Source organism: Thalassospira sp. B30-1 (assembly GCF_015767575.1).
GTDB classification, from domain to species: Bacteria; Pseudomonadota; Alphaproteobacteria; order Rhodospirillales; family Thalassospiraceae; genus Thalassospira; species Thalassospira xiamenensis.
The window spans coordinates 4,630,906-4,652,760 of the sequence record NZ_CP065232.1; the positions used below are offsets into that span (position 1 = coordinate 4,630,906).

Below are 21,855 nucleotides of genomic sequence, written 5' to 3' on the forward strand. Positions count from 1 at the left end.
GTTGGGGGTCCATGTCTGATCGCATCCCGTCTATTGAAACACCGCAACTGCGTACTGCTCCTTTTAGAACCCCCCACATTCTTCTCGATGTCGTCGGTTTCACACATGATCCCATAGAATCTCCAAATCTTGGCTATCGTGCAGACCAGATTTGGGGTGTCGCCAGATTTGCGCCTTGTGAGGACGTTTTTCCGACATCGAAGAATAAATCGGGAATTGATGTTGTTACGTATCTGGCTGCTCGGGCGCAAACCGAGAGCTGGGTTTACCGCAAGTTTCCAGTGCGGGAATTCGGGTTGATGAGAGAGGGACGCGTTTGGAATAATCGCATTCACTCACCTATTCCTGATCTGGAAGTCTTCCATGCGACTCTTGATCCCAAGACTGCGCGGCTTGAGTGGCTCACCCATAGCATGGCCCACTATCAGTGGATCAATATTCCAGACAATCTGGAGAAGTTTGGTCCAGTAGAACTTCCCTCTCCCCGATTACTCGTTTCCGGTCGGCTAAAGGGGGCAGATCACCAAACACAGTTCATTATGAGTTGTGCAGATTTTCTCTGGTATCTGACTGGATATTGTTCCGAGCTGTTAGTTGGCCTGATGAACGGGAAAACGCAGCCCGTTGTCGAACGGTTTTACCGTGAGCCATTTGAGCTTGAGCATGGGCATATTCGAATCTATCCAAAAAACTATAACGCTGGCGCCAAATTTGCGGCGGCGATTGAGTTGGCTAACATTTTATCAATGGGAAAGAATGCGGAAGCATTTTTGGGGCAATGTGGTTCGCTGATTTTGAAGGGGTTAAGCCCGTATCGTTGGCCAATTTGTCCACCAAGATTGATTTTGCCATTTAGCGATCCGTTTGAAATCAAGTTCGCGGGCTTTTCAGCAGGCCTTACATCTGACATTCGCCTGCCTCTGGAATATGACATCACCGAAAGCTCCCATGCGATTAACGTCCTTCAAATTCAGAGAATTAGAGCGTTGCGCTTGGCATCTACGATTCAGGTCGTTGTTCCGGCAAAGCCTGAGAAAATGGCGTTTGAAACGGAAGACGGAGTATTCTCAGTCACGAGAGTCGGTGGGCAAGAGATCATCGGTGTAACGTCCGAGCCAGCTGATCTGGGGTTTGATGGGGAAACTCTAAATCTGGAAGCCAGTGACTTTGTTCCGCCAAACGCAGATATTCGCATTGAAAAGCATCAGGAACAGCTGGAGCAAAATCAGGTAGGTCCGAGATACCAGTTTGTTGAGGGCGATGTTGCAAGCGGGTCATTCGCTGAGCCGTTCTCGAGCGGGACTTTGCACTCAACACTGGAGTTTTCTCCAGACGTAGATATCGAAATAGCGAAGCAGCTACGTAAACGAAAAGCGACGGCTGCGCGTAACCTGTTCGATTGTTCACCGGATATCCCGTTACGTCCTCACCTCGTTGAACTGGTCGACGATGGTCAAAATGAAGAGCTGCGGCCAGAACCTGGTGGAGATCCGATCGATTACCCCTTACCTGATTTGGCAAGAGCTTTGGCAACTCTCCAGCACAAAACCGGAAATCGGATTGCAACACTCGGAGATGATTGGGTTCCTGTAGCTGACGGTAAATTCGCTGTACTAGAGTTTCCGAGTGCGCGCGAATGGCCGGGATGTATTCCACTCAGAAAGGCAGGCAACGGCCGAAATTTGCTGGTCATGGTCTGTCGGGTGCCTAACCGCGGAAAATTTAGTTATTTGATGTTTATTGAACGAAGATTGCGCAATGGCCTCTATGAGGGACGCCCCGGATTCGTGGCCCACCCAGTTACCTTGCCGGAGCTTCCAGATAGTTTGATCAGAGATATTCTGTATTTCACGATGCGGGCGGATCACGAAGTGGACGGGATGAATGGTTGGCCTACCACGTTAGATTTGTTGAGTACCGTGAACTGCTATGCCAAACGATTGGAACGTGATGATCCCAAGCCTGAAAACATGCCCCTGATCATTGAAGAACTTTTGCAGCTATCCTAGTTTGGAGAAAATGTCAGGTAACGTGTGGCGGTTTCGCTAAGTGCCGGATGCGGATTATTTAAATCTTTAAGCAGGAACGAATGCCAGCAATCTGCACGCATCGCATATGCAATAAGCCGCCATGGCCAGTCTTGAAGTGCCCGGCCGGCGATGGCCATGAGTTTGTGTCTATCTTCACAACTGAGGCTCTCCAGCCTTTGCGATTTTTGTTCCCCTTCAAAGCTAAATTCGGGGCCGCCTGACATTTCTCGTATGACTTCCCGTAACCTTGCGACACGAGGTGCTCGATGATGCAATATGCTCATGAGGTCATAAACGAGTTTGGCATACGATTGAGGGGATGGCATCGGTACATCCCAGAAAAGTGTTCCTGTACGAAAACCCTGTTCGAGCCTTTTCTGCAGTCTTTCTGCATGACTGTCTATTGGTAAAGCTTCAGCTTCCCGGCGATCAAACCCGCAAGAATGACAGGTATGCCAGGGACTGCGATGAAGACATACAGGCTCGCCGCACTGACAACATCGATCATGCAGTCTTTGAGAATGGGTTGTGCATTGGGTAATGAACACAAGTCGCCACGACAATCGGTAGTAACCCTCATCAGCCAAACATTGAGGGCAGAAGGCTTGGCCATATTTGCGATGGGTTCTGTGATAAACTCCCAGAACTGTAATCATCTGCTGCACATTGTTCGGCTTCAGCATGGGAAACACGCGTCGTTCCAAAAGATGGATGGTTGTTTCGGCGGCCGCTGAAATTGGCGTGCCTGTCAGACGGGCAAGGTCGCAGACAATCTGCTTATCTGTTGGTCGGTCAGTATCCCGTGTAAAAAAATGCTGATGCTTTGACAGGAAATGGCAGAAGGTACCGACAGGTATGCCGTTTGCGTTCGCGACGCGGATCAGCCAGCTTGTGAAAGACTCATCGACTTGAGGCTTTGGGCGAACCGGTAACATGGTCATTTACCCGGCAATTTGTTCGGCTTCTGCTTTGCGGCGTGAAGGTGATGTATAGTCCGCAATTTCAAAATGATGTGGTTTGAGATGAGCGGAACTTTCATCAAGCGCAATGAAAGTCGCTTCTTTCACATACGAAACCATCTCTCCAACAGTCCGTTCTGAAACTGTTAGAATGGTCCTTGCCAGTTCAGATTTATGCAGGTTCGATGGCTCTGGAAGTGGCAAAGTAGATTCGAGAAAATAGAGAAATCTTCGATAATCCTTTCCGTCTTTCCATTCCGGAAGATTGTATGGTTTGAAGCGATTAGCCAGCTGATCATCGGTTTGGATGGTCCGGATGGCTTTCTTGGTTCCGGCACAGATAAAGGAAAGCCTAAGCTCATTGCTCAGAAAGCGCAGCATATTGAGGAACTGACGCTGCTGGGTAAATTTACCCTCAGAGATGTTATGAAGTTCATCAATAATGATGAGGCGCGTACCAACACCCTTAAGAACGTGCAGTACCTGGCTTTCGAGATTTGCTGTCGTATCGCTGGGTCGATGAACCGCTCCAACTTTATCGAGGACCTGTTTGTAGAAGCGTCGAAGTTCAGGCCCTGGTGGCATCGTGATAAAAATTACCGGGATTTGGTCGGCTTCTTCCTCTGGAATTGAGCGACGCGGATGACGGCTCAGAGCTTCCTCCAAAATCATGGTTTTCCCATTATTGGTTTCGCCGACCAGCATCATGGATGGCATGCGGTGCGTTGGCGGGTGCTTGATCATTGCTTCGATCTTTTCAAGCATCCGATTGCCAGTATCGTAAGGGAACCATTTACGGGTGTTCAGCCAATGAATCTGGTCGTCCCGTGATGCTTCCAGATATTTTGCCGCTTCACTATGAAGGTGCTCAGTCATCGAATTTTGATCTCCGATTCAATCATTGAGGGATCGAATTCAAATTCCAGATCGTCATTGGATAGCGTCTCCCGAGGCTTAGCCGGAGCAGGCTTGGTCGCGTGCGTATGCGCCGCATGAGGATTCATACGGCGCTTTTCGGTTCTACGCTGCTTTTTCGCCTTTCGAGTGGAGGCCACTGACTCTGCGATGCGGTTTTGCATAGCTTCATAACCGGCAAAAATACGCCCTTCATCGACCTGATCTTTACCCTCTCGCCGCATCCTATCCTTGATATGTCTGAGCTCCCAAATGCTCATGGAAGGCTGGCTCAGGTCGCGATAGGGAAGCTCATAGTATGTCTTGTCTTCTGGATGATAGAGATACAGCATCGAAATATCTCTAGGGTCGCGTCGAAGTTCAAACTTCCGCTTGTCCCCATCAAACAATATCTGTCCCAGAATGTCAGAATAGTAGTGGATGCCGTCAACACGTACGCCGTAGCGCTGAACGGTGCGTGTCATGACAGGTAGAAAATCGATCAGGAATGCTTTTTGATTGCTGGGCAAACGTGGGCGCCGGATAATTGAACGGGGATCATTTCCGCCAAAACCTTGTTCGAACTTTGCGGCAGGAGGCATGCCAATACCTTGGTGGAGCCTCTGATTGTAGACGTTAACAATAAACTCCAGCAGGTAACCTTCCAACTCCTTAAGAGTCATACACGCTCGTCCCTGGGAGTCGTATTCGTCTCTATGATGACTGCTCGAAAAAGTCGTCCCGGGAATATTGTGGGATCTATGGTTCAGCGTTTTGATGAAACGCTCAATCACAGCACCAAATTGCGGTGCTCCTTTAGGACGATAATCAAGGGAAATACCATGTTGATCGCAGCCTCGTTTGAAGGCTGCGCTATGGAAATCCGAGCCGTTATCGACGAAAATATTCTCCGGAAGTCCCTGCATTGACCAATTGCCAGAGATCTTATGTTCACGCAGCAGTTGCTCTTTCGGAAGGACAGCTTGTGTCAAGCAAAGGGCGGTAGATAGTGAACTTGGCGCTCCGAACGAAAGATAGAAGCCCATACAAGCGCGGCTGTATGAGTCGACTGCCGTCGTGATCCAGGCTCTATCAATTGCTTCGCGTTCTTTAGGATCAACAAGAGTAATATCGGTCGGGGTGTGGTCGATTTCGATTTGTTCAAGAGGACGAGTTGCCGTGGTTGCAGAACCCTTGTGTGGCTCAAAAAGCTGTTTCGCTTTCTTTTTAGAATAGCGATGTTCTGTCGCTATGAAAGCTGGGACGTCTGCAATTCGACGATAAATGGTAGGTTTTGAAGGAGGTGAGAGCTTGGCTTTGAAGCACCTTAACTCGACTTCTTCGACAACACGTGCCCGTATCGGACGCTCTTTTGTCAGATAAAGGTTTTTAATTACATCAGAGATAATTTTTTCGACGTCGGGATGGAGGCGTTGTTTGGTCTTGTTGCCTCTGTTAAGGCCAACCACAAGACTCGAAGTCTGATGATCCTTCCTGAAATTCTGTACCCAGCGATAAAACGTCGGGACACTGCAATTCAATTTAGCAGCAAAGTCTGCAGCCAGTTCTTTGGTCGGGTTGGCAATTTCAAGCCATCGTTCAATAACCCGCCGACGTTCGAGCGCGCTTTCCCAGCGCTCGTCATCAATTTTGTCGGGCTGAGTGTTTTGAAATGTCAAATCCTTAGCCTACCTAAAAACATAACGGTATCGAAACTATCATAAATAGATCGATAAATCAGCATCTAATCTACTCTTATAATCGGCAAAAAGCTGATGTGTCGCAAGCATCTTGAGAACTTCTGTGTGAACCTGTTCTGCAGAAAAATTGTGAAGAGCATCTGCGATTTTCCTGATTGTTGTAACTTTGTGCCGTCGAACAAATAGGTAAACAGCACGTTCTATCGGCGTCTCGGATTCCAGGAAACGGTAGGGTAGGAGTTCTCGAGTGCGTTCAAGTTCTGATGTTCGGATTTCTTTCTCGGTGAAGACGCTAAATGACCAGCCTTTGAACTCGGCCCATTGTTTTGCGTGCTTGAATTTTTGCAAAAGAGTTGGCTGATTTTTACCATTAAGGTCGGAAGTGTATTTGATTTCCACCAGCATGGTGTGCAGACCAGATTCCGGCTGCTCCAACTCATGACGATAACGCGTGATTAGAAAGTCGGGCGTGTAGGTTCGTTCTTTACCCAGGTCATCCAGATATCTGATGGTGACCGGCTGAGCTTCGATTGAAAAAACACCCCTTCTTCCGGTCATCAAGATAGCAAAATCGCGCTCCAGTGACGATTCGAAGGGTATTTGTGGTTGGTCAGGGGCTACTTTTAGCAGACCCGTTATTGATCGGTCGGTTGGCCGAATTTCCCGTGCGCCGCGTGTTTCGGCGGAGATGTCATTAAGGGTTTCAAAAAGACTTTCAGCAAGGCTGTAATTTTCGCCGAGTCTCATATTTTGTGTTTCAGTCTCATATTTAGTGAGCCAATCCACCCATAAGTCTTTGTTTTTTCTCATACCTGTAAGTCTCATATTTTATGTTTCTTTACAGGTGGCCATCGTGTTCGCCCTGGCGAGATTTCCTTAGCCCATCATGGCGTTCTGTTTTTGGATGAATTACCGGAATTTCAGCGCAATGTCCTTGATGCATTGCGTCAGCCACTTGAAACCGGGCAGGTATCGGTTGCGCGTGCCAATGCGCATGTAACCTATCCGGCGCGCGTGCAACTGGTGGCGGCAATGAATCCCTGCAGGTGCGGCTATTTGGGTGATAATGATCTGGCGTGCACGCGGGCACCGCGATGTGGCGAGGATTATCAGGCGCGGCTTTCCGGCCCGCTTCTGGATCGTTTTGATATCCAGATTGATGTTCCCGCAGTCACACCCGAAGAACTTGACCTTCCGGCGTCGGGCGAGACGACGCAGGTGGTGCGCAAACGGATTTTGGTGGCGCGCGAAACCCAGTCATTACGATATAAAAATGATAATATTTTGACCAATGCTGAAGCAGATGGCGAGGTCTTGCAAAAAGCAGCGGTTCTGGATGAGGATGGGCGTGCCTTGTTGCAGGATGCCACGCGTCAGATGAAGCTTTCAGCTCGCGGGTATCATCGTGTTTTGCGTGTTGCCCGCACGATTGCCGATTTGGCGGGCATGGATAACGTCAAGCGCGGGCATATCGCCGAAGCCCTTGGTTACCGGCATATGGCTTATCGGAGATGATCAGGCAACACGGGAAATCCGGTAAACGGACGATGGTGGTACATTGCGCATGATCGTTCCGATCCGGCTGGCGCGAAGGCCCATCCGATCAAGAATGGTGCTTGGAATCGGGCAGCGCGGGCCATAGGTGAACTGATAGAGGGCACCGGTAGGTCCAAGATAACGGAATGCACCATTCAAAACGCCCATCACTTGGCGGGGTCGCATGGAAAGCAATGGCAGGCCGCTGATGGCAGCACCCAGATCATTGGATGGATAAAGCGGGTTTAAGGTGATTCGGCTGGCATCCATATGCAGCACCCTGGCACGTGGATAACGATCTGAGAGCAATCGGGCAAATTCGGCCCCGGCTTCGACCAGGGTCAGATCGCCCTCATCAAGACCGCGCGCGATCAGGGCCCGTGTAAAAACACCGGTACCCGGACCAAGCTCAAGCACGGAGCCGGTTGCGGGGGAAATTTCGGATGTAATCAATTCTGCCAATGCCGAACTGGAGGGGGAAATGGCCGAAACCCGTTTGGGATCGGCCACCCAGGCCCGAAAAAACGGCAACAGGTCCGACATCGCATTTACTGCCTTTTGATCGAATTTCGATAATGACGTCAATCTCATCATCCTTCATGTCGCCAAAAGTGCAGGTTTGTGTTCATTTTGTGAGAACACGTGAAAAACCGGGATATCGCGATTAATGTGTGTTCCGACGCAGATCATCAATCAACTGTGCCTTGGCTGGATCAGTATGGAAACTTGAAGGGATGATCATCATTCCCTTGGTGCCATCGCGGGCTTCGATCATATAAAGGGTGGCATCATCCCCTGGATCGGTACCTGCATCGACACTGTTGCTGTGCACGATTTTCAGATCTGCCGGATCATAGACCGGGCCGCCCCCATCACAACGTAATACGCCATCTTCATAAACGAATTGATGCGAAAAGCCGTGGCGGATGGCATTTTCCTGCAGTTCTGCGAGATTCATGACTTGGCTCCTTGCTCGTTTTGATATCCGTGTTTCATAAACGCGCAAAGAGAATGACTGTTCCGTCAGGATTAAGGATTGCCCGATTTGCTCTCGCGTTGCTGACTTCGCAAATGGTCAATCAGTTCGGCTTTTTCATGTTCTGTGTAAAAACTGCTCGGTACGATCAGGGTGCCACGCGTACCGTCGCAGGCCTCGATCATATAAAGCGTCGCATCATCACCCGGATCGGTGCCGCTATCGACGGATCGACTGTCGATAATAGTCAGATCATTGGCGGAATAGCTTACTTCCTTGCCATCGCAGGTAACATGGTTTCCAGCCGCACTGAAATGATGGGTGAAGCCCTTAAGTGTGGCAATTTCCTGCAGTTCGGAGAGATTCATGGTGTAAGCTCCGTTTGCCGGTGTTTCGTGGGATTTCAATCATAGCATGATAAGGCTGAGAAATATTGCCATTACTATGACAGAAAACCTCAGATTTCCTTTTTCATGCCTTCGTGGCTGGCGACAAAGCCGAGCCGTTCGTAAAAGCGGTGCGCATCCTTTCGGCTTTTATCGGTTGTGAATTGCACAAGCGATGCACCAAGTAATTTCGAAATCGAAATGGATTCGGTAATCAGCTTTTTCCCCACATTCTGACCGCGACATTTTGACGACACCCGCACCCCTTCGATCTGCGCACGCAGACGGCCTTTGCGCGAAAGCCCGGCAATCAGGGTCAGTTGCAGACAGCCAACAATATCATCACCGCGACACGCCAGCAGGTATTTGTTGGGAAGGGCTTCGGTGCTTTGGCTTTGCATGGCATCGAACGCGGCATAATAGACATCAGGCAGCGGATCGCGCAGTTCTTCGCGGGTTTTGCCCTTTTCGTCATCGGCCAGAAGCGCAACGATGGCCGGGAGGTCTTCGTGGGTGGCGTAGCGGAAGGTAATATCGGTCATAAAGGCATCCTTGTTCGGGTCGAGGTGCCATCATGGGTTAAAATCAGGGGCTTGCCAATTTGCTCGGTGGAGTTTTTGCGAGTTTCTTGTCGCTGTTTTGGCAATAGGGCCATTCGTAGAACGGCAAAGGTGCCGTCCTCATGTTTGCAGGACGGCACCTTTGCGTAATCACCCTGTCGCGCGGGATCTGGGAAAAGCGGCAGGGCAATCAATTTAATGATCGGGATCAGGCAAGGCCGCCATTGGCGCGCAGCGTCTGTCCATTGACCCAATCGGAATCCGGCCCAGCCAGGAAGGAGACAACACCGGCGATATCTTCTGGCTGTCCGAGGCGTTCAAGTGGCGGCATTTTGGAAAACTGCGTAATCTGTTCGTCGGTCTTGCCGTTCAGGAACAGCTCGGTAGCAACCGGGCCGGGGGCTACGGCATTGACCGTGATATTGCGGCCGCGCAGTTCCTTGGCATAAACACCTGTCATGGCTTCAACCGCCGCCTTGGTTGCATTGTAGACCGCATAACCCGGCAATTTCAGATGAAGGGCCGTGGTTGAAAAGTTGATTACCCGACCGTTATTGCGCAGGCGTTTGGCCCCCTCGCGCAGCATGTTGAAGGTACCGCGTACATTGGTATCCATCATCGAGTCATAGACCGCGTCACTCATTTCCGAGATCGGCTGTGTGGTCATGACGCCAGCATTATTGACGATGACATCAACCCCGCCAAAACGGGTTTCGGCGTGATCGAACATCTGTTTGACGGCATCGGCATCGGTGATATCGGCCTTGATTGCCATCGCCTGATGGCCGCTTGTTGTCAGTTCGTCGACAAGGGCGTTTGCGCTGTTGGCACTGTTGGCATAGTTGATAACAACGGCAAAGCCATTCTGTGCCAAGCGTTTGGCAAGGGCCACACCAATGCCACGTGCGGCACCGGTGATAATGGCGGTTCTGGTTTCATTTGCATTTGTCATGTCGGTTTTCCTGCCTGGTGATGAACCAATTTCGATGGGCGGAGTATGAACCGGATGACATTTGGGATAATTACCCCATAATCGACAATACTGTTCGATAAATCATAACAATTTGAAATGCGATGGACCGGTTTGAGGAAATGCGCAACTTCGTTCGAATTGTCGAGCGCAGAAGCTTTACCAAAGCAGCGACGGATCTTCAGATACCACGCGCCACGATGACCAACGCCATTCAGCGCCTTGAAGAACGGTTGGGTACTCGGCTTCTGAATCGCACCACCCGGCAGGTTCGACCAACTCTGGACGGCGAAGCTTATTACAAGCGCTGTATCCGGATACTGGGCGAGCTGGAGGAAGCCGACGGCCTTTTTCGGCCTTGTGCGCCCAAGGGGCTTTTGCGCGTCAATCTTCAGGGGACACTGGCCCGGATGTTTGTCATTCCGGCCCTGCCGGGCTTTATGGATGAATATCCTGATATCACGCTTGTGGTGGCGGATGGTGATCGGTATGTCGATCTGGTTCATGAGGGATATGATTGCGTTTTGCGCAGTGGGGAACTGGTCGATTCATCCATGATCAGCCGTCGTTTGGCAACAATGCCCGAGGTGACGGTTGCAAGTCCCGGCTATCTTGAAAAATATGGCATGCCCGAGCGGATCGAGGATTTTGAACGCCAGGGACACCGGGTTGTTTCCTTCCTTTCCGGTGCGGATGCCAAGTCGATGCCGATTGATTTCACGATTGACGGTCTTGTGCGGCAGGTGGAGATTCCTGCCAATATTTCCGTGACCGGGGCGGATTTATATATCGCGGCGGCTATTGCCGGGCTTGGGATCATTCAGGTCCCGTATTACCGCGCGGTGGCCGATCTGAAGGCTGGTCGGCTGGTCGAAATCCTGCCGCAATATCCGCCGGAATCGATGCCTGTATCGGTGCTGTATCCACATAACAGGCAACTTTCACCGCGCGTTCGGGTATTTACCGACTGGCTGGGGCAGCTTTTTGCCAATGGGATCGAAGGACTGATGGCAAGCTGATTGCGGTTCGAGGTGACTAACGTTGGCAGGCAGAATGGACTGGCATAGCCAACCATTCTGCTCCTTTACCAACGATGCGGCTTAATATCCTGTTTTACGATCAACAAGGCCGCGCGGGGTTTCGCCGCGTGAGATGCGATCAATATTTTCGGCGATCTGATCGACCGATTCCTCAATCCGTGTCGCGGCCGCGATATGCGGCGTGATGCGGATTTTCGAATGATCCCAGAACGGGTGGCTTTCGGGTAGCGGTTCGGTTACCGCCACATCAAGGAACGCCCCGCGCAGATGCCCGGTATCGATCAGGCGCAGAAGATCCGCCTCCACAATCATCGCACCGCGCGCGGCATTGATCACTGCGGCATTTTTTGGCAATTGGGACAGAGTGTTTCCGTTCAAAACGCCCTCGGTTTCGGCGGTACGCGGCAACATGCAAACCAGGATGTCGGATTGTCCAAGGAACTCGTTGAGGGTTTCGGCCCCGGCATAGGTGGTGATGCCATCAATCGCCTTCATCGTGCGGCTCCAGCCGGATACGGCAAAGCCAAGCTGGGTCAGGGCGGTGGCGACCGCCGCACCAAGTGCACCCAGCCCCATCACCCCGACCCGGCATTTCGAAATACGTGCGACATCGTGCTGGGTCCAATCGGCCTTGGCCTGCTGACGGGCATAAATATCGAAATCGCGCATGAAATGCAGCGCGGCATACAGATGATATTGCACCATCTGATCGGCCATACCGGCATCTTCAAGGCGAATGACTGGCACTTCTGTCGGAAGGCTGGGCGCTGAAAGTACATGATCAACACCCGCGCCAAGTGAGAAGATCGCCTGAAGTCCCGTCAGGCTTTTAAGCAATCCCTGCGGCTGTTTCCACAACAAGGCAAAATCAATCGTTTTGGGATCGTAATTTTCACATTGTGTGACGATATTTGCATCCTGCAGGCGGGCGACCATGGCCTCTTTCCAGCGATCATCCTCGCCCGCCGCCGCAATCAGGATGCTGGGGGTTTTGCGGGTAGCATTGGCGGAACTGGCGGCGGACATGGGCAATTCTCCTGACGGACGGATGATGTGGATCGACGATTTAGGGATGTCGCGGATACCGATCAGAACCGGCATCGCTCATATTACCTGATCATATAACGCATTGCAGGGCAAAGCGTTCCGCGACATCAAAGCCAAAGTCTGATCATCTCTGCCTGAAATGCCAATTAATGCGCAAAAATCATCGCCGGATCGCGGAATGTCTTGAATTCCAGACCATTGCCGGCCGGGTCTTCCACAAAGAAAGTTCCCTGTTCGCCCGGTTCATCTTTAAAGCGGATTTTCGGCTCCAGCAGGAATTTAACCCCCGCTTCTTTCAGGCGATCTGCCAGATCATGCCATTTATCCCATTCCAGAACCGCGCCAAAATGCGGGATTGGCACCGCATCACCATCCACATTCCCCGCGCCGGCATTTTGTCCTGCTTCGGGGCGAACATGGGCAGAAAGCTGATGACCAAAGAAATCAAAATCAATCCATGCCTCGGTCGAACGACCTTCGTCACAGCCAAGGATATCGATATAAAACGCGCGTGTATCGGCAATCGATTTAATCGGAAATGCCAGATGGAACGGGGGCAGTGACATGTGAACCTCGTAACGTTAAGGAAATTGCTGCGGCCTAGGCCTTTGGTTTTCGAAGATAAATGCTGTGCAACAAATGGTCTTTCTTCGGGCCAGTTATTTTTATTTTAGTTTCGAAATGATTTTCATCATGCCAGATCATGCAATGATGATAAAAATCATCACCACAGGGATGAATGTCTCGTGCACAAAGCACATCGGCAGCATTCTCTCCAAATTGCAGCAGGACATAGCGATTGCCAAAGCTTAACGGATCGCGAAACAGAAGCTCAATCCCGGGCAGGTCTTCATGCAGAACGAAGTCGTATTCGCGGTAACCGTCAAAGCGTTTGCCATCCCCGCGCTCAAGAACTCCTTCCTCCCGATAGCGTATAATTCCGGTCTTTTCAGGCTCTATCAGACGAAAAGTCACATCGCCTTTGAACTTTCCTGTGGGACCAATATCTCGCACAAGCGTCCAGTCACCCGGAAGGCTTTGGAAAATCATAGCGGCGGACGAGATATCTCGGATCATGACATTCCGGTAAATCAAAAAGGCAGGGACGCCATAGCCGCCCTGCCCCGAATTCTAGTCTTGCAGGCGTTAACCTTAGTCTTTTGGCAACATCAGGCCCAGCTTTTTGCCGCCGATGATATGGACATGAAGATGCGGGACGTCCTGGCGGCCATGGTCGCGGGTATTGGCGATCAGGCGATAACCGTCCTCGACAACGCCTGCCGCGGCGGTGATTTTGCCGATTGCGCGTGTATAGGCGATAACTTCTGCGTCCGATGCATTGGCTGCAAAGTCGTCATAGCTGGTATAGGCACCCTTCGGGATCACAAGGATATGGGTCGGGGCCTGCGGGGCGATGTCGTGAAAGGCAAGGACGTGATCGTCCTCAAAAACCTTGTTGCACGGGATTTCGCCACGAAGAATTTTGGCAAAGATGTTTTGCGGATCATAGGCAGAGACGGCCATGGGGATGCTCCTGATCTTGACGGGATATGACCCTATTTATCGGTGCGGGATGCCTTTTCGGCAATACCGGAAATACCCTGGCGTTCGGCCAGTATGTTCCATACATCTTCCGGTTTTACCCCCTGATCGGCCCAAAGAACAGTCAGATGATAGAGCAGGTCGGCACTTTCGGATGCCACTTTTTCCGGGGTTTCGGCAAGGGCCGCGATCACGGTTTCAACGCCTTCTTCGCCAACTTTCTGGGCGATTTTTGCCGTGCCCTTGGCAAAAAGTCTGGCGGTGTAGCTCGTTTCTGGATCGGCACCCTTGCGGGCGGCAATCACAGTGTAAAGCTGATCAAGGATATGTTTATCAGTCATAATCACCCCTCGCGGACCGGGATGCCGGCGGCTTTCATGTGGTCCTTGACCTCGCGGATACGATAGGTCCCGAAATGGAAGATCGAGGCAGCCAGAACCGCCGAGGCATGGCCTTCGGTCACACCTTCGACCATATGGTCCAGCGTCCCGACACCGCCCGATGCAATCACCGGCACATGTACGGCATCCGCAATTGATCGCGTCAGCGGCAGGTTAAAGCCCGACTTGGTGCCATCGCGATCCATCGAGGTGACCAGGAGTTCCCCGGCGCCATATTCCGTCATTTGTTTTGCAAACGAAACGGCGTCAATCCCGGTTGGTTTGCGACCACCGTGGGTAAAGATTTCAAACTTGTCCGGGCCGGTCGATTTGGCGTCAATCGAAACCACAATACATTGTGATCCGAACTTGCGTGCCGCTTCGCGCACGAAATCGGGGTTATTGACCGCGGCCGTATTGATCGAAACCTTGTCGGCACCTGCCAAAAGCAGTTTGCGAATATCTTCAAGCGAACGCACGCCGCCACCGACTGTGACGGGCATAAAGCATGCCTCGGCGGTGCGGGCAACAACGTCGAAAATGGTATCGCGATTGTCGCTTGATGCGGTGATATCAAGGAAACAAAGCTCGTCTGCGCCTTCGGCGTCATAGATACGTGCTTGTTCCACTGGATCGCCGGCATCAATCAGATCAACGAAATTGACTCCCTTGACGACGCGACCGTCCTTGACGTCGAGACAGGGAATGACACGGGTTTTCAGCATGGTCGGTTTCCTGTTTGGGTCCGCTTAGGACAATGCCCTGATAGCTTCTGCCAGATCAATCCGGCCATCGTAAAGTGCGCGTCCGGAAATCGCGCCGTCAATCCCGGCATCGGTATGTTTGGCAACTGCAATCAGATCATCCAGCGATGAAACCCCGCCCGATACGATTACCGGGGTCGAAATCGCGCTGGCAAGGGCTACCGTGCTTTCGATATTCGGGCCGCCCATTGCACCATCGCGGTCAATATCGGTAAAGATGATTGCGGTGACACCGCAATCCTCGAATTTCTGAGCGAGCTCAAGCGCGGTGACTTCGGATGTTTCGGCCCAACCTTCAACCGCGACATAGCCATCGCGGGCGTCAATGCCAACCGCAATACGACCCGGCCATTTTGCACAGGCTTCTTTGACAAAATCTGGATTACGCAGGGCGACAGTGCCAAGGATCACACGGGTGATGCCCTTGTTAAGCCAGTAATCAACCGTTTCCATCGTGCGGATACCGCCGCCAAGCTGGGTTTTGGCCTTGCCTGCGACTGCGGCAAGGATGCGGTCAACCGCGGCTCCATTGACCGGTTCACCGGCAAAAGCACCGTTCAGATCGACGATATGGACCCAATGACAGCCGGCAGCGACAAATTCACCGGCCTGTGCACCCGGATCGTTGTTGAATACGGTGGCCTTGTCCATATCACCGCGCAGCAGGCGAACGCATGCACCATCTTTAAGGTCGATTGCCGGATAGAGATTCACTGGTCAGTGTCCTGTATTTTCTTGGTGTAGTAGTAACCTTCGACCATTTTACCGTTGACCATTGCGTAATAGGGATTGATGCCCCAACGGACATAACCCAGCCCGTTATAAAGTGCGATGGCAGCAGTCTGGGTTTCACGAAGATCAAGTTTCAAAACCGAATAACCGCGTTCGCGCGCATAAAATTCGATGCTGCGCACGATGGCCTTGCCATTCCCGCGCCCGCGCGCCCACGGTGCCACGAAATGGCCGGTGATCTGGGCCGAATGCCGTTGTGCTTCAAGGTTGGACGGCGTTTCAAGCAACTGGGCGGCCCCGGAAATCACGCCGTCAACGCGCGATACAAACAGATGACGCCCCGGCATCAGCAAAACGCCGCGCCAGTATTTTTCCATATCCGGACGATCCGGCGGGGTCAGCCAGCCAAAACCTCCGCCTTCGACGATTGCCTGGGTACAGGCATCAACGATGTCGGAAAGGTCGCCCGCGCTCAGTTCCGTAACGCGTTCGGCGGTAACACCGGGTTCGATCGTATTGCTCGGTGCGGTCATGGTTTCCATCCCAGGAAGTTACCAATGATGGTAAGTCCCGTTTTCTGGCTTTTTTCCGGATGGAACTGGGTACCGATCATGTTGTCGCGCCCGATCATCGCCGTAAGCGCGCCACCATAATCGACCGATACCAGCCGTTCATCCGGATTTTGAACATGCATGTGATAACTGTGCACGAAATAGGCATGATCGCCATCCGATACACCCGACAACACGGAATGCGATTTGCCAGACAGATCAAGGACCAGCTCGTTCCAGCCCATATGCGGGATTTTAAGCGACGGGTCTGCGGGTTCAATTGCAACCACTTCGCCCTTGATCCAGTCAAGACCCGGGGTGTCGGCAAATTCGCGACCAACCGTCGACATCAACTGCATGCCGACACAAATGCCAAAGAATGGCTTACCACCTTTGATGACCTGCTCGTTCAGAACTTCGACCATGCCGGTAACGGCATCAAGGCCGGCACGGCAATCGGCATAGGCACCAACACCGGGCAGGACGATATGGCTGGCATTGCGGACCTTTTCCGGATCATCGGTGACAATGATATCGGCGGAAATGCCGGTTTCGCGGGCCGCGCGTTCAAACGCCTTGGCAGCAGAACGCAGGTTGCCTGAACCGTAATCGATAATCGCAACACTCATGGGTAGGGGGTGCTCCCGGATAAGGGGGTGGGCGCAACATTTTGCAGGGTATCGTGAACAGCGCGTCCGCCACGCAGGCGATCAAAGAAACGATGTTCGGCTGCATTTTCGTTGGGGCCTGCGACAATTTCGACAAGCTTCCAGCCACCGGCCGCGAGCTTTTTGCGCCGCAAGTCATTGGCAATCAGGCCAAAACCGATGCCGGTCGCAAGGGCGAGGGCAAAATCCATTTCCGGACCGCCATCGAATAGATAGATCACAAGATTGCAAATCAGCGATACGCCGATCAGACCAAAAAAAGCGGCCCACAAACGATGATAAAGCGCCCAGATGCCGCTAAAAATAAAGGCCCAGAAATTAAAGCCTTCGCGGATCAGGATCGCATTTTCCATCGGATTGGCATCGCCGGGATGGGTATGGACTGTGTAAACCTTCATCGAAAACCGACTTCCTGTTCCAGGTGATGCATCACCCGGTCATTCGGATCATACTAGGGGCATCTGGCGGGTTAAAGCGACCCGCCGAGAACACCCTTGGTCGAGGGAATGGCATCGGATTTGCGCGGATCGATCTCGATCGCGGCGCGCAGGGATCGTGCCAGCGCCTTAAAGGCACTTTCGACGATATGATGGTTGTTATCGCCATACAGATTTTCAACATGCAGCGTCAGGCCAGCAGCCTGTGCAAAGCCCTGGAACCATTCGCGGAACAGTTCGGTGTCCATATCCCCGACCTTGTCGCGAGTAAACTCGACATTCCAGATCAGATAAGGACGGTTTGAGCAATCCAGCGCCACACGTGTCAGTGCCTCGTCCATCGGAAGCAAGCAACTGCCGTAACGATTGATGCCCTTTTTATCGCCCAGTGCTTGCGAAAACGCCTGACCGATTGCGATGCCTGTATCTTCGGTGGTGTGATGGAAATCGATATGCAGGTCGCCCTTGGCCCGGACTTTAAGGTCCATCAGGCTGTGGCGTGAAAGCTGTTCGAGCATGTGATCAAGGAAGCCAATCCCAGTCTCGACATCGTATATGCCGGTCCCGTCAAGATTAAGCTCGACCGTGATCTGTGTTTCGTTGGTATTGCGCTCTACGCGGGCCTTGCGCATGCAAAGCTCCTTTCCTGCAGGTATCAATGCATCTGTTGGGTCGTATTTAGCAATAACAGCAGCGAAAAGCCAGTTTAACCGGCTAAGTATTGGCCACAAAACGTAACCGGTATTTGTCATTGTTAAACTGTCCGGTTTGATGGCTTAGACAAAGTCGAACTTGTCGACGTCAAACAGGCCCTTGTCCGTCATTTTCAGGTGCGGGATTACCGGCAAGGCTAGGAAAGCGACCTGCAGGAACGGTTCTGGCAGGATGCAACCAAGATCCTTGGCGGCAGCGCGTAGCGTGATCAGATCCTTCTCGACCACCTCAAACGGTTCCGTACTCATCAGTCCGGCAACGGGTAACGCCAGTTCGGCCGTGATCCTGCCACCATCTGCAACGGCAAAGCCGCCACCCAGTTCAATCAGTCGATTGACCGCGGCGGCCATGTCGGCGTCATTGGCACCGACCACAGTGATATTGTGGCTGTCATGCCCGACCGAAGATGCAATTGCACCGCGTTTCAAACCAAAACCACGGACGAAACTGCGCCCAATATTGCCGTTCTTGCCGTGGCGTTCGACAACGGCCACCTTGATCACATCCTTTTCAAGATCGGGTTTGAGGCCGTTATCGCCAATTTCAAGGGTGGCTTCATCCCGGAAGGTCAGGATCAGGCCCGGTTTGACGCGTATCACAGGCGTTTGGTTCTGACCCGGTTTGGGTTCGGCCATGAATGCCTCGGCGGTGACCGGTTTGGCCTTCATCGAGGTCAAGCCAATTGGCGCAACGGTTTCGCGGGCGTCAAACAGACCGTTGGTGACCAGACGGCCACCGGCAATCACATCGCTGACCGCGCAGGTTTCCAAATCATCAAGTATGGCTATATCGGCCCGCCAACCAGGCCCGATCAGTCCGCGGTCACGCAAGCCGAAAATGCGGGCCGCTGAATGCGATGCAGCGCGATAGACATGATGGATAGGGCAATTACGTGCTTTTAAATGACCAATTAATCGTTCAATAAGACTATCAAGGTGACCCTCTTCACCAATATCAAGCGGATTGCGGTCATCTGTGCATAGCGCAACGAAGCTTGACGTATTTTCATCCAGAATTTCGGCCAGCGCCTCAAGATCCTTGGAAACAGATCCTTCGCGGATCAGGATCGCCATGCCCTTGGCAAGCTTTTCGCGTGCTTCGGCGGCTGATGTTGCCTCGTGATCGGTGCGGATGCCCGCGGCCATATAGCCGTTCAGTGCCGTACCCTGTACCAACGGGGCGTGACCATCGATATGGCCGTCCTGAAAGGCTTCAAGTTTTGCCATGATGCCGGTATCAAGGTTCAGAACACCCGGATAATTCATCATTTCGGCCAGCCCGACGACCTTGGGATGGTTTCGGAATGGCAGAAGATCATCGATTTCAAGCTGCGCACCCGATGTTTCAAACCCGGTTGCCGGAACGCACGATGACAGATTAACGCGGATATCCATCACGGACCGTTCGGCGCAATCCAGGAAGTATCTGATCCCGTCCGCTCCCAGCACATTGGCAATTTCATGTGGGTCACACAGGACCGTGGTCACACCGTGCGGCAAGACGCAGCGATCAAATTCAAACGGCGTGACAAGCGAGCTTTCGATATGCAGGTGCGTGTCGATAAAGCCCGGGACGGCGAATTTACCGGCACAGTCAATTTCGCGGTCGCCCTCGTATGTGGCATGCGTACCAACAATCCGGTCACCCACAATGGCAATATCGGTTTCAGTTACCTTACCGGTGATGACATCAAGCAATCCGATATTGCGCAGGACCAGATCGGCCTTGATCCTGCCCTGACCGGCCAGAATGCATTTGCCAAGATGGGTTTGCGCAAGGTCAGGATTGCTCATGATCATTTTCCTTCGTTCTTTGAAATTCTTTTATGGTCCAAGGGTAAAGCATGTGGCGGTGATACGTCCTGAATTTTTTCTGTTCCGTCGCATTGAAACAGTGTTTGTGATCCGGGGATGGTGGTTCGCGGGGCTTGGCCCTTGACCGGGCGGTTGTGCGTGCTAACTCTTGATCGAACGCATTGGATGAAAATCTAGGGATTATTTATGAGCGAAAAATCGCAGCCGAGCTGGCATGGCACGACGATCCTGTCGGTGCGCAAGGGCAATGAAGTGGTGGTTGCCGGTGACGGTCAGGTTTCTTTGGGCCAGACCGTGATCAAGGGTAACGCCCGCAAGGTGCGCCGCATCGGCCAGAAAGGCGAGATCATCGTCGGATTTGCCGGGGCGACGGCGGATGCCTTTACCCTTTTGGAACGTCTTGAAGCCAAGCTGGATCGTCATCCAGGCCAGACCATGCGCGCCTGTGTCGAACTGGCCAAGGACTGGCGCACGGATCGCTATCTGCGCAAGCTTGAAGCAATGATGGCCGTGGCCGACAAGGATGTTTCGCTGGTCCTGACCGGAATGGGCGATGTTCTTGAACCGGAAGACGGCATTATCGCCATCGGATCGGGCGGGAATTATGCACTTGCCGCGGCGCGGGCCCTGATTGATCTGGACCTGAGTGCCGAGGAAATTGCCCGCAAAGCCATGGCGATTGCCGGTGATATCTGTGTTTATACCAATGACAGCGTTACGCTGGAAAAGATCGAGGATGCGAAATAAGGGTGCCGTTTAGGGCCTGACATCGCATTTCCGTCGCAAGAACTAACGGATAAATTTAATGACCCAACATTTCAGCCCGCGCGAGATCGTATCCGAGCTCGATCGCCATATCATCGGTCAGAAAGATGCCAAGCGGGCGGTCGCCATTGCCTTGCGCAACCGTTGGCGCCGCCAGCAGCTTGACGACACGATGCGCAATGAAGTGCTACCCAAAAACATTCTGATGATCGGCCCGACCGGTGTTGGCAAAACCGAAATCGCCCGGCGTCTTGCCAAACTGGCAGAGGCCCCGTTCATCAAGATCGAAGCCACCAAATTCACCGAAGTTGGTTATGTCGGTCGTGATGTTGAACAGATCGTTCGTGACCTTCTGGAAGTGTCGCTGGACCTGACGCGTGAAAGCATGCGCAAGAAAGTCCGTGCCAAGGCCGAAATGCAGGCCGAGGAACGCATTCTTGATGGTCTGGTTGGTGAAAATGCCTCGGCTGATACCCGTCAGAAATTCCGCAAGATGCTGCGAGAAGGCGAATTGCAGGACAAGGAAATTGAAATCCCTGTTCAGGAAAACAGTTCTTCTTCGATGCCGACCATCGATATTCCCGGCATGCCGGGCGCACAGATGGGGATGCTGAACCTGTCGGACGTGTTCGGCAAGGCATTTGGCGGTCAGACCAAACCAAAACGCATGACCGTCGAGGAAGCGTTTGAGCGTCTGATAGACGAGGAAGGCGACAAGCTTCTGGATATGGACAAGGTCACCGCAGAGGCCATCGAAAACGTTGAACAGAATGGTATCGTGTTCCTTGACGAGATCGATAAGATCACCGCGCGTTCCGAGCGTGGCGGTGATGTATCGCGCGAAGGTGTGCAGCGCGATTTACTGCCGTTGATCGAAGGGACAAGTGTCTCGACCAAACATGGTACGGTCAAAACCGACCATATCCTGTTTATCTGTTCGGGGGCATTCCATCTTTCAAAGCCATCGGACCTGCTGCCGGAATTGCAGGGCCGTTTGCCAATCCGGGTCGAGTTGAAAGCCCTGACCGAGGAAGATTTCCGCCGTATTCTGCTGGAACCGGAAGCATCCCTGATCAAGCAGTATGTCGCACTGCTGAAAACCGAGGATGTTACGCTGGAATTCGCCGACGATGCAGTTGATGAACTTGCCCGTATTTCGGCCAGCGTCAATGAAACGGTGGAAAATATCGGCGCACGTCGACTGCATACGGTGTTGGAAAAGCTTTTGGATGACATCAGCTTTACCGCAACTGACCGCGGCGGTGAAACGATTAAGATTGATGCGAATTACGTCCGCGAGCAGGTCGATGGCCTTGCCAAGGATGCGGATCTTTCGAAGTTTATTTTGTAATCGAGATGTTCGATTAGGGCAGATACGCAAAGGGCTAGC

Annotated in this window: 25 protein-coding genes and 1 pseudogene; 5 read left to right on the forward strand and 21 right to left on the reverse strand. The window is 52.3% G+C overall.

Features of this window, described 5'->3' with window-relative positions:
* Nucleotides 1-11: 11 nt before the first annotated feature.
* Entirely contained in the window at nucleotides 12-2,009 is a 1,998-nt protein-coding gene (locus IT971_RS21535; RefSeq protein ID WP_065701876.1) for a hypothetical protein, read from the forward strand.
* Here the strand turns inward: IT971_RS21535 and IT971_RS21540 are convergent.
* From IT971_RS21540 to IT971_RS21555, 4 genes are read right to left on the reverse strand one after another with little or no spacing between them, the layout of a single operon-like run.
* Complete coding sequence (locus IT971_RS21540) at nucleotides 2,006-2,965, reverse strand: TniQ family protein (RefSeq protein ID WP_175494873.1); 960 nt, start codon at nucleotides 2,963-2,965, stop codon at nucleotides 2,006-2,008. The two genes, IT971_RS21535 and IT971_RS21540, sit on opposite strands and share 4 nt — an antisense overlap.
* A gap of 6 nt (nucleotides 2,966-2,971) precedes the next feature.
* Entirely contained in the window at nucleotides 2,972-3,865 is an 894-nt protein-coding gene (locus tag IT971_RS21545) for a TniB family NTP-binding protein (RefSeq protein ID WP_063092244.1), read from the reverse strand.
* The gene (locus tag IT971_RS21550; RefSeq protein ID WP_063092243.1) at nucleotides 3,862-5,562 is read right to left on the reverse strand and encodes a Mu transposase C-terminal domain-containing protein; all 1,701 of its coding nucleotides are present in this window, start codon (nucleotides 5,560-5,562) and stop codon (nucleotides 3,862-3,864) included. Before IT971_RS21550 ends, IT971_RS21545 begins: the two co-directional genes overlap by 4 nt.
* A 39-nt stretch (nucleotides 5,563-5,601) precedes the next feature.
* Entirely contained in the window at nucleotides 5,602-6,393 is a 792-nt protein-coding gene (locus IT971_RS21555; protein WP_065701877.1) for a TnsA endonuclease N-terminal domain-containing protein, read from the reverse strand.
* A 33-nt stretch (nucleotides 6,394-6,426) separates the two neighbouring features.
* Here IT971_RS21555 and IT971_RS21560 point away from each other — a divergent pair.
* Nucleotides 6,427-7,098 (forward strand): annotated as a pseudogene (locus IT971_RS21560) (ATP-binding protein); the annotation flags it as partial.
* On the opposite strand, the gene IT971_RS21565 reads toward IT971_RS21560, so the two are convergent.
* From IT971_RS21565 to IT971_RS21585, 5 genes are all read right to left on the reverse strand, one after another.
* Nucleotides 7,099-7,710 carry a class I SAM-dependent methyltransferase gene (locus IT971_RS21565; protein WP_063092241.1) on the reverse strand — a complete coding sequence of 204 codons (612 nt, stop codon included), beginning with the start codon at nucleotides 7,708-7,710 and terminating at the stop codon, nucleotides 7,099-7,101. It lies immediately after the preceding pseudogene.
* A gap of 73 nt (nucleotides 7,711-7,783) precedes the next feature.
* A complete protein-coding gene (locus IT971_RS21570) occupies nucleotides 7,784-8,077 on the reverse strand; it encodes a hypothetical protein (RefSeq protein WP_063092240.1) in 294 nt (97 codons plus the stop codon).
* A 71-nt stretch (nucleotides 8,078-8,148) separates the two neighbouring features.
* Nucleotides 8,149-8,463 (reverse strand): hypothetical protein, encoded by a 315-nt coding sequence (locus IT971_RS21575; RefSeq protein WP_063092239.1) that lies wholly within the window; start codon nucleotides 8,461-8,463, stop codon nucleotides 8,149-8,151.
* A gap of 89 nt (nucleotides 8,464-8,552) precedes the next feature.
* Nucleotides 8,553-9,023, reverse strand: coding sequence for a GNAT family N-acetyltransferase (locus IT971_RS21580; RefSeq protein ID WP_063092238.1), 471 nt, complete (start codon nucleotides 9,021-9,023; stop codon nucleotides 8,553-8,555).
* Nucleotides 9,024-9,249: 226 nt separating this feature from the next.
* The gene (locus tag IT971_RS21585; protein ID WP_063092237.1) at nucleotides 9,250-9,993 is read right to left on the reverse strand and encodes an SDR family oxidoreductase; all 744 of its coding nucleotides are present in this window, start codon (nucleotides 9,991-9,993) and stop codon (nucleotides 9,250-9,252) included.
* Nucleotides 9,994-10,115: 122 nt separating this feature from the next.
* Between IT971_RS21585 and IT971_RS21590 the strand changes: the two genes are divergently transcribed.
* A complete protein-coding gene (locus IT971_RS21590; protein ID WP_063092236.1) occupies nucleotides 10,116-11,030 on the forward strand; it encodes a LysR family transcriptional regulator in 915 nt (304 codons plus the stop codon).
* Between the two features lie 81 nt (nucleotides 11,031-11,111).
* Here IT971_RS21590 and IT971_RS21595 read toward each other — a convergent pair whose 3' ends face one another.
* The 12 genes from IT971_RS21595 to ade all read right to left on the reverse strand — a co-directional run bounded on the left by IT971_RS21595 (nucleotide 11,112) and on the right by ade (nucleotide 19,679).
* Nucleotides 11,112-12,077: a glyoxylate/hydroxypyruvate reductase A gene (locus tag IT971_RS21595; protein ID WP_065702163.1), complete on the reverse strand. Its 966-nt coding sequence runs from the start codon at nucleotides 12,075-12,077 to the stop codon at nucleotides 11,112-11,114.
* A gap of 167 nt (nucleotides 12,078-12,244) precedes the next feature.
* A complete protein-coding gene (locus IT971_RS21600) occupies nucleotides 12,245-12,664 on the reverse strand; it encodes a VOC family protein (protein ID WP_063092234.1) in 420 nt (139 codons plus the stop codon).
* Between the two features lie 34 nt (nucleotides 12,665-12,698).
* Nucleotides 12,699-13,175 (reverse strand): DUF6314 family protein, encoded by a 477-nt coding sequence (locus IT971_RS21605; RefSeq protein ID WP_063092233.1) that lies wholly within the window; start codon nucleotides 13,173-13,175, stop codon nucleotides 12,699-12,701.
* Between the two features lie 75 nt (nucleotides 13,176-13,250).
* Nucleotides 13,251-13,622, reverse strand: coding sequence for a histidine triad nucleotide-binding protein (locus IT971_RS21610; protein ID WP_063092232.1), 372 nt, complete (start codon nucleotides 13,620-13,622; stop codon nucleotides 13,251-13,253).
* A 32-nt stretch (nucleotides 13,623-13,654) separates the two neighbouring features.
* Nucleotides 13,655-13,981: a phosphoribosyl-ATP diphosphatase gene (locus IT971_RS21615; protein WP_007088470.1), complete on the reverse strand. Its 327-nt coding sequence runs from the start codon at nucleotides 13,979-13,981 to the stop codon at nucleotides 13,655-13,657.
* Nucleotides 13,982-13,983: 2 nt separating this feature from the next.
* On the reverse strand, nucleotides 13,984-14,745 hold the full coding sequence (gene hisF / locus IT971_RS21620; RefSeq protein WP_063092231.1) for an imidazole glycerol phosphate synthase subunit HisF: 762 nt from the start codon (nucleotides 14,743-14,745) through the stop codon (nucleotides 13,984-13,986).
* 24 nt (nucleotides 14,746-14,769) lie between these two features.
* Nucleotides 14,770-15,498, reverse strand: a complete 729-nt coding sequence (gene hisA / locus IT971_RS21625) for a 1-(5-phosphoribosyl)-5-[(5-phosphoribosylamino)methylideneamino]imidazole-4-carboxamide isomerase (protein WP_037989078.1) — start codon at nucleotides 15,496-15,498, stop codon at nucleotides 14,770-14,772.
* The gene (locus tag IT971_RS21630; RefSeq protein WP_037989259.1) at nucleotides 15,495-16,049 is read right to left on the reverse strand and encodes a GNAT family N-acetyltransferase; all 555 of its coding nucleotides are present in this window, start codon (nucleotides 16,047-16,049) and stop codon (nucleotides 15,495-15,497) included. Before IT971_RS21630 ends, hisA begins: the two co-directional genes overlap by 4 nt.
* Nucleotides 16,046-16,696, reverse strand: coding sequence for an imidazole glycerol phosphate synthase subunit HisH (gene hisH, locus IT971_RS21635; RefSeq protein WP_037989080.1), 651 nt, complete (start codon nucleotides 16,694-16,696; stop codon nucleotides 16,046-16,048). Before hisH ends, IT971_RS21630 begins: the two co-directional genes overlap by 4 nt.
* Nucleotides 16,693-17,133: a DUF2628 domain-containing protein gene (locus IT971_RS21640; protein WP_063092230.1), complete on the reverse strand. Its 441-nt coding sequence runs from the start codon at nucleotides 17,131-17,133 to the stop codon at nucleotides 16,693-16,695. Before IT971_RS21640 ends, hisH begins: the two co-directional genes overlap by 4 nt.
* A 71-nt stretch (nucleotides 17,134-17,204) precedes the next feature.
* A complete protein-coding gene (gene hisB / locus IT971_RS21645) occupies nucleotides 17,205-17,804 on the reverse strand; it encodes an imidazoleglycerol-phosphate dehydratase HisB (RefSeq protein ID WP_007088464.1) in 600 nt (199 codons plus the stop codon).
* A 144-nt stretch (nucleotides 17,805-17,948) separates the two neighbouring features.
* On the reverse strand, nucleotides 17,949-19,679 hold the full coding sequence (gene ade / locus IT971_RS21650) for an adenine deaminase (protein WP_063092229.1): 1,731 nt from the start codon (nucleotides 19,677-19,679) through the stop codon (nucleotides 17,949-17,951).
* A gap of 207 nt (nucleotides 19,680-19,886) precedes the next feature.
* On the opposite strand from ade, the gene hslV reads away from it, so the two are divergent.
* Together hslV and hslU are read left to right on the forward strand one after the other, a co-directional pair.
* Nucleotides 19,887-20,447 carry an ATP-dependent protease subunit HslV gene (gene hslV, locus IT971_RS21655; RefSeq protein ID WP_007088462.1) on the forward strand — a complete coding sequence of 187 codons (561 nt, stop codon included), beginning with the start codon at nucleotides 19,887-19,889 and terminating at the stop codon, nucleotides 20,445-20,447.
* Between the two features lie 58 nt (nucleotides 20,448-20,505).
* Nucleotides 20,506-21,816 (forward strand): ATP-dependent protease ATPase subunit HslU, encoded by a 1,311-nt coding sequence (gene hslU / locus IT971_RS21660; protein WP_007088461.1) that lies wholly within the window; start codon nucleotides 20,506-20,508, stop codon nucleotides 21,814-21,816.
* Nucleotides 21,817-21,855 lie beyond the last annotated feature (39 nt).

Coding starts and splice junctions, on each gene's coding strand:
- IT971_RS21535 (WP_065701876.1), top strand. CDS start 12: ATGTCTGATCGCATCCCGTCTATTGAAACACCGCAACTGCGTACTGCT.
- IT971_RS21540 (WP_175494873.1), bottom strand. CDS start 2,965: ATGTTACCGGTTCGCCCAAAGCCTCAAGTCGATGAGTCTTTCACAAGC.
- IT971_RS21545 (WP_063092244.1), bottom strand. CDS start 3,865: ATGACTGAGCACCTTCATAGTGAAGCGGCAAAATATCTGGAAGCATCA.
- IT971_RS21555 (WP_065701877.1), bottom strand. CDS start 6,393: ATGAGAAAAAACAAAGACTTATGGGTGGATTGGCTCACTAAATATGAG.
- IT971_RS21565 (WP_063092241.1), bottom strand. CDS start 7,710: ATGAGATTGACGTCATTATCGAAATTCGATCAAAAGGCAGTAAATGCG.
- IT971_RS21570 (WP_063092240.1), bottom strand. CDS start 8,077: ATGAATCTCGCAGAACTGCAGGAAAATGCCATCCGCCACGGCTTTTCG.
- IT971_RS21575 (WP_063092239.1), bottom strand. CDS start 8,463: ATGAATCTCTCCGAACTGCAGGAAATTGCCACACTTAAGGGCTTCACC.
- IT971_RS21580 (WP_063092238.1), bottom strand. CDS start 9,023: ATGACCGATATTACCTTCCGCTACGCCACCCACGAAGACCTCCCGGCC.
- IT971_RS21585 (WP_063092237.1), bottom strand. CDS start 9,993: ATGACAAATGCAAATGAAACCAGAACCGCCATTATCACCGGTGCCGCA.
- IT971_RS21590 (WP_063092236.1), top strand. CDS start 10,116: ATGGACCGGTTTGAGGAAATGCGCAACTTCGTTCGAATTGTCGAGCGC.
- IT971_RS21595 (WP_065702163.1), bottom strand. CDS start 12,077: ATGTCCGCCGCCAGTTCCGCCAATGCTACCCGCAAAACCCCCAGCATC.
- IT971_RS21600 (WP_063092234.1), bottom strand. CDS start 12,664: ATGTCACTGCCCCCGTTCCATCTGGCATTTCCGATTAAATCGATTGCC.
- IT971_RS21605 (WP_063092233.1), bottom strand. CDS start 13,175: ATGATCCGAGATATCTCGTCCGCCGCTATGATTTTCCAAAGCCTTCCG.
- IT971_RS21610 (WP_063092232.1), bottom strand. CDS start 13,622: ATGGCCGTCTCTGCCTATGATCCGCAAAACATCTTTGCCAAAATTCTT.
- IT971_RS21615 (WP_007088470.1), bottom strand. CDS start 13,981: ATGACTGATAAACATATCCTTGATCAGCTTTACACTGTGATTGCCGCC.
- hisF (WP_063092231.1), bottom strand. CDS start 14,745: ATGCTGAAAACCCGTGTCATTCCCTGTCTCGACGTCAAGGACGGTCGC.
- IT971_RS21630 (WP_037989259.1), bottom strand. CDS start 16,049: ATGACCGCACCGAGCAATACGATCGAACCCGGTGTTACCGCCGAACGC.
- hisH (WP_037989080.1), bottom strand. CDS start 16,696: ATGAGTGTTGCGATTATCGATTACGGTTCAGGCAACCTGCGTTCTGCT.
- IT971_RS21640 (WP_063092230.1), bottom strand. CDS start 17,133: ATGAAGGTTTACACAGTCCATACCCATCCCGGCGATGCCAATCCGATG.
- hisB (WP_007088464.1), bottom strand. CDS start 17,804: ATGCGCAAGGCCCGCGTAGAGCGCAATACCAACGAAACACAGATCACG.
- ade (WP_063092229.1), bottom strand. CDS start 19,679: ATGAGCAATCCTGACCTTGCGCAAACCCATCTTGGCAAATGCATTCTG.
- hslV (WP_007088462.1), top strand. CDS start 19,887: ATGAGCGAAAAATCGCAGCCGAGCTGGCATGGCACGACGATCCTGTCG.
- hslU (WP_007088461.1), top strand. CDS start 20,506: ATGACCCAACATTTCAGCCCGCGCGAGATCGTATCCGAGCTCGATCGC.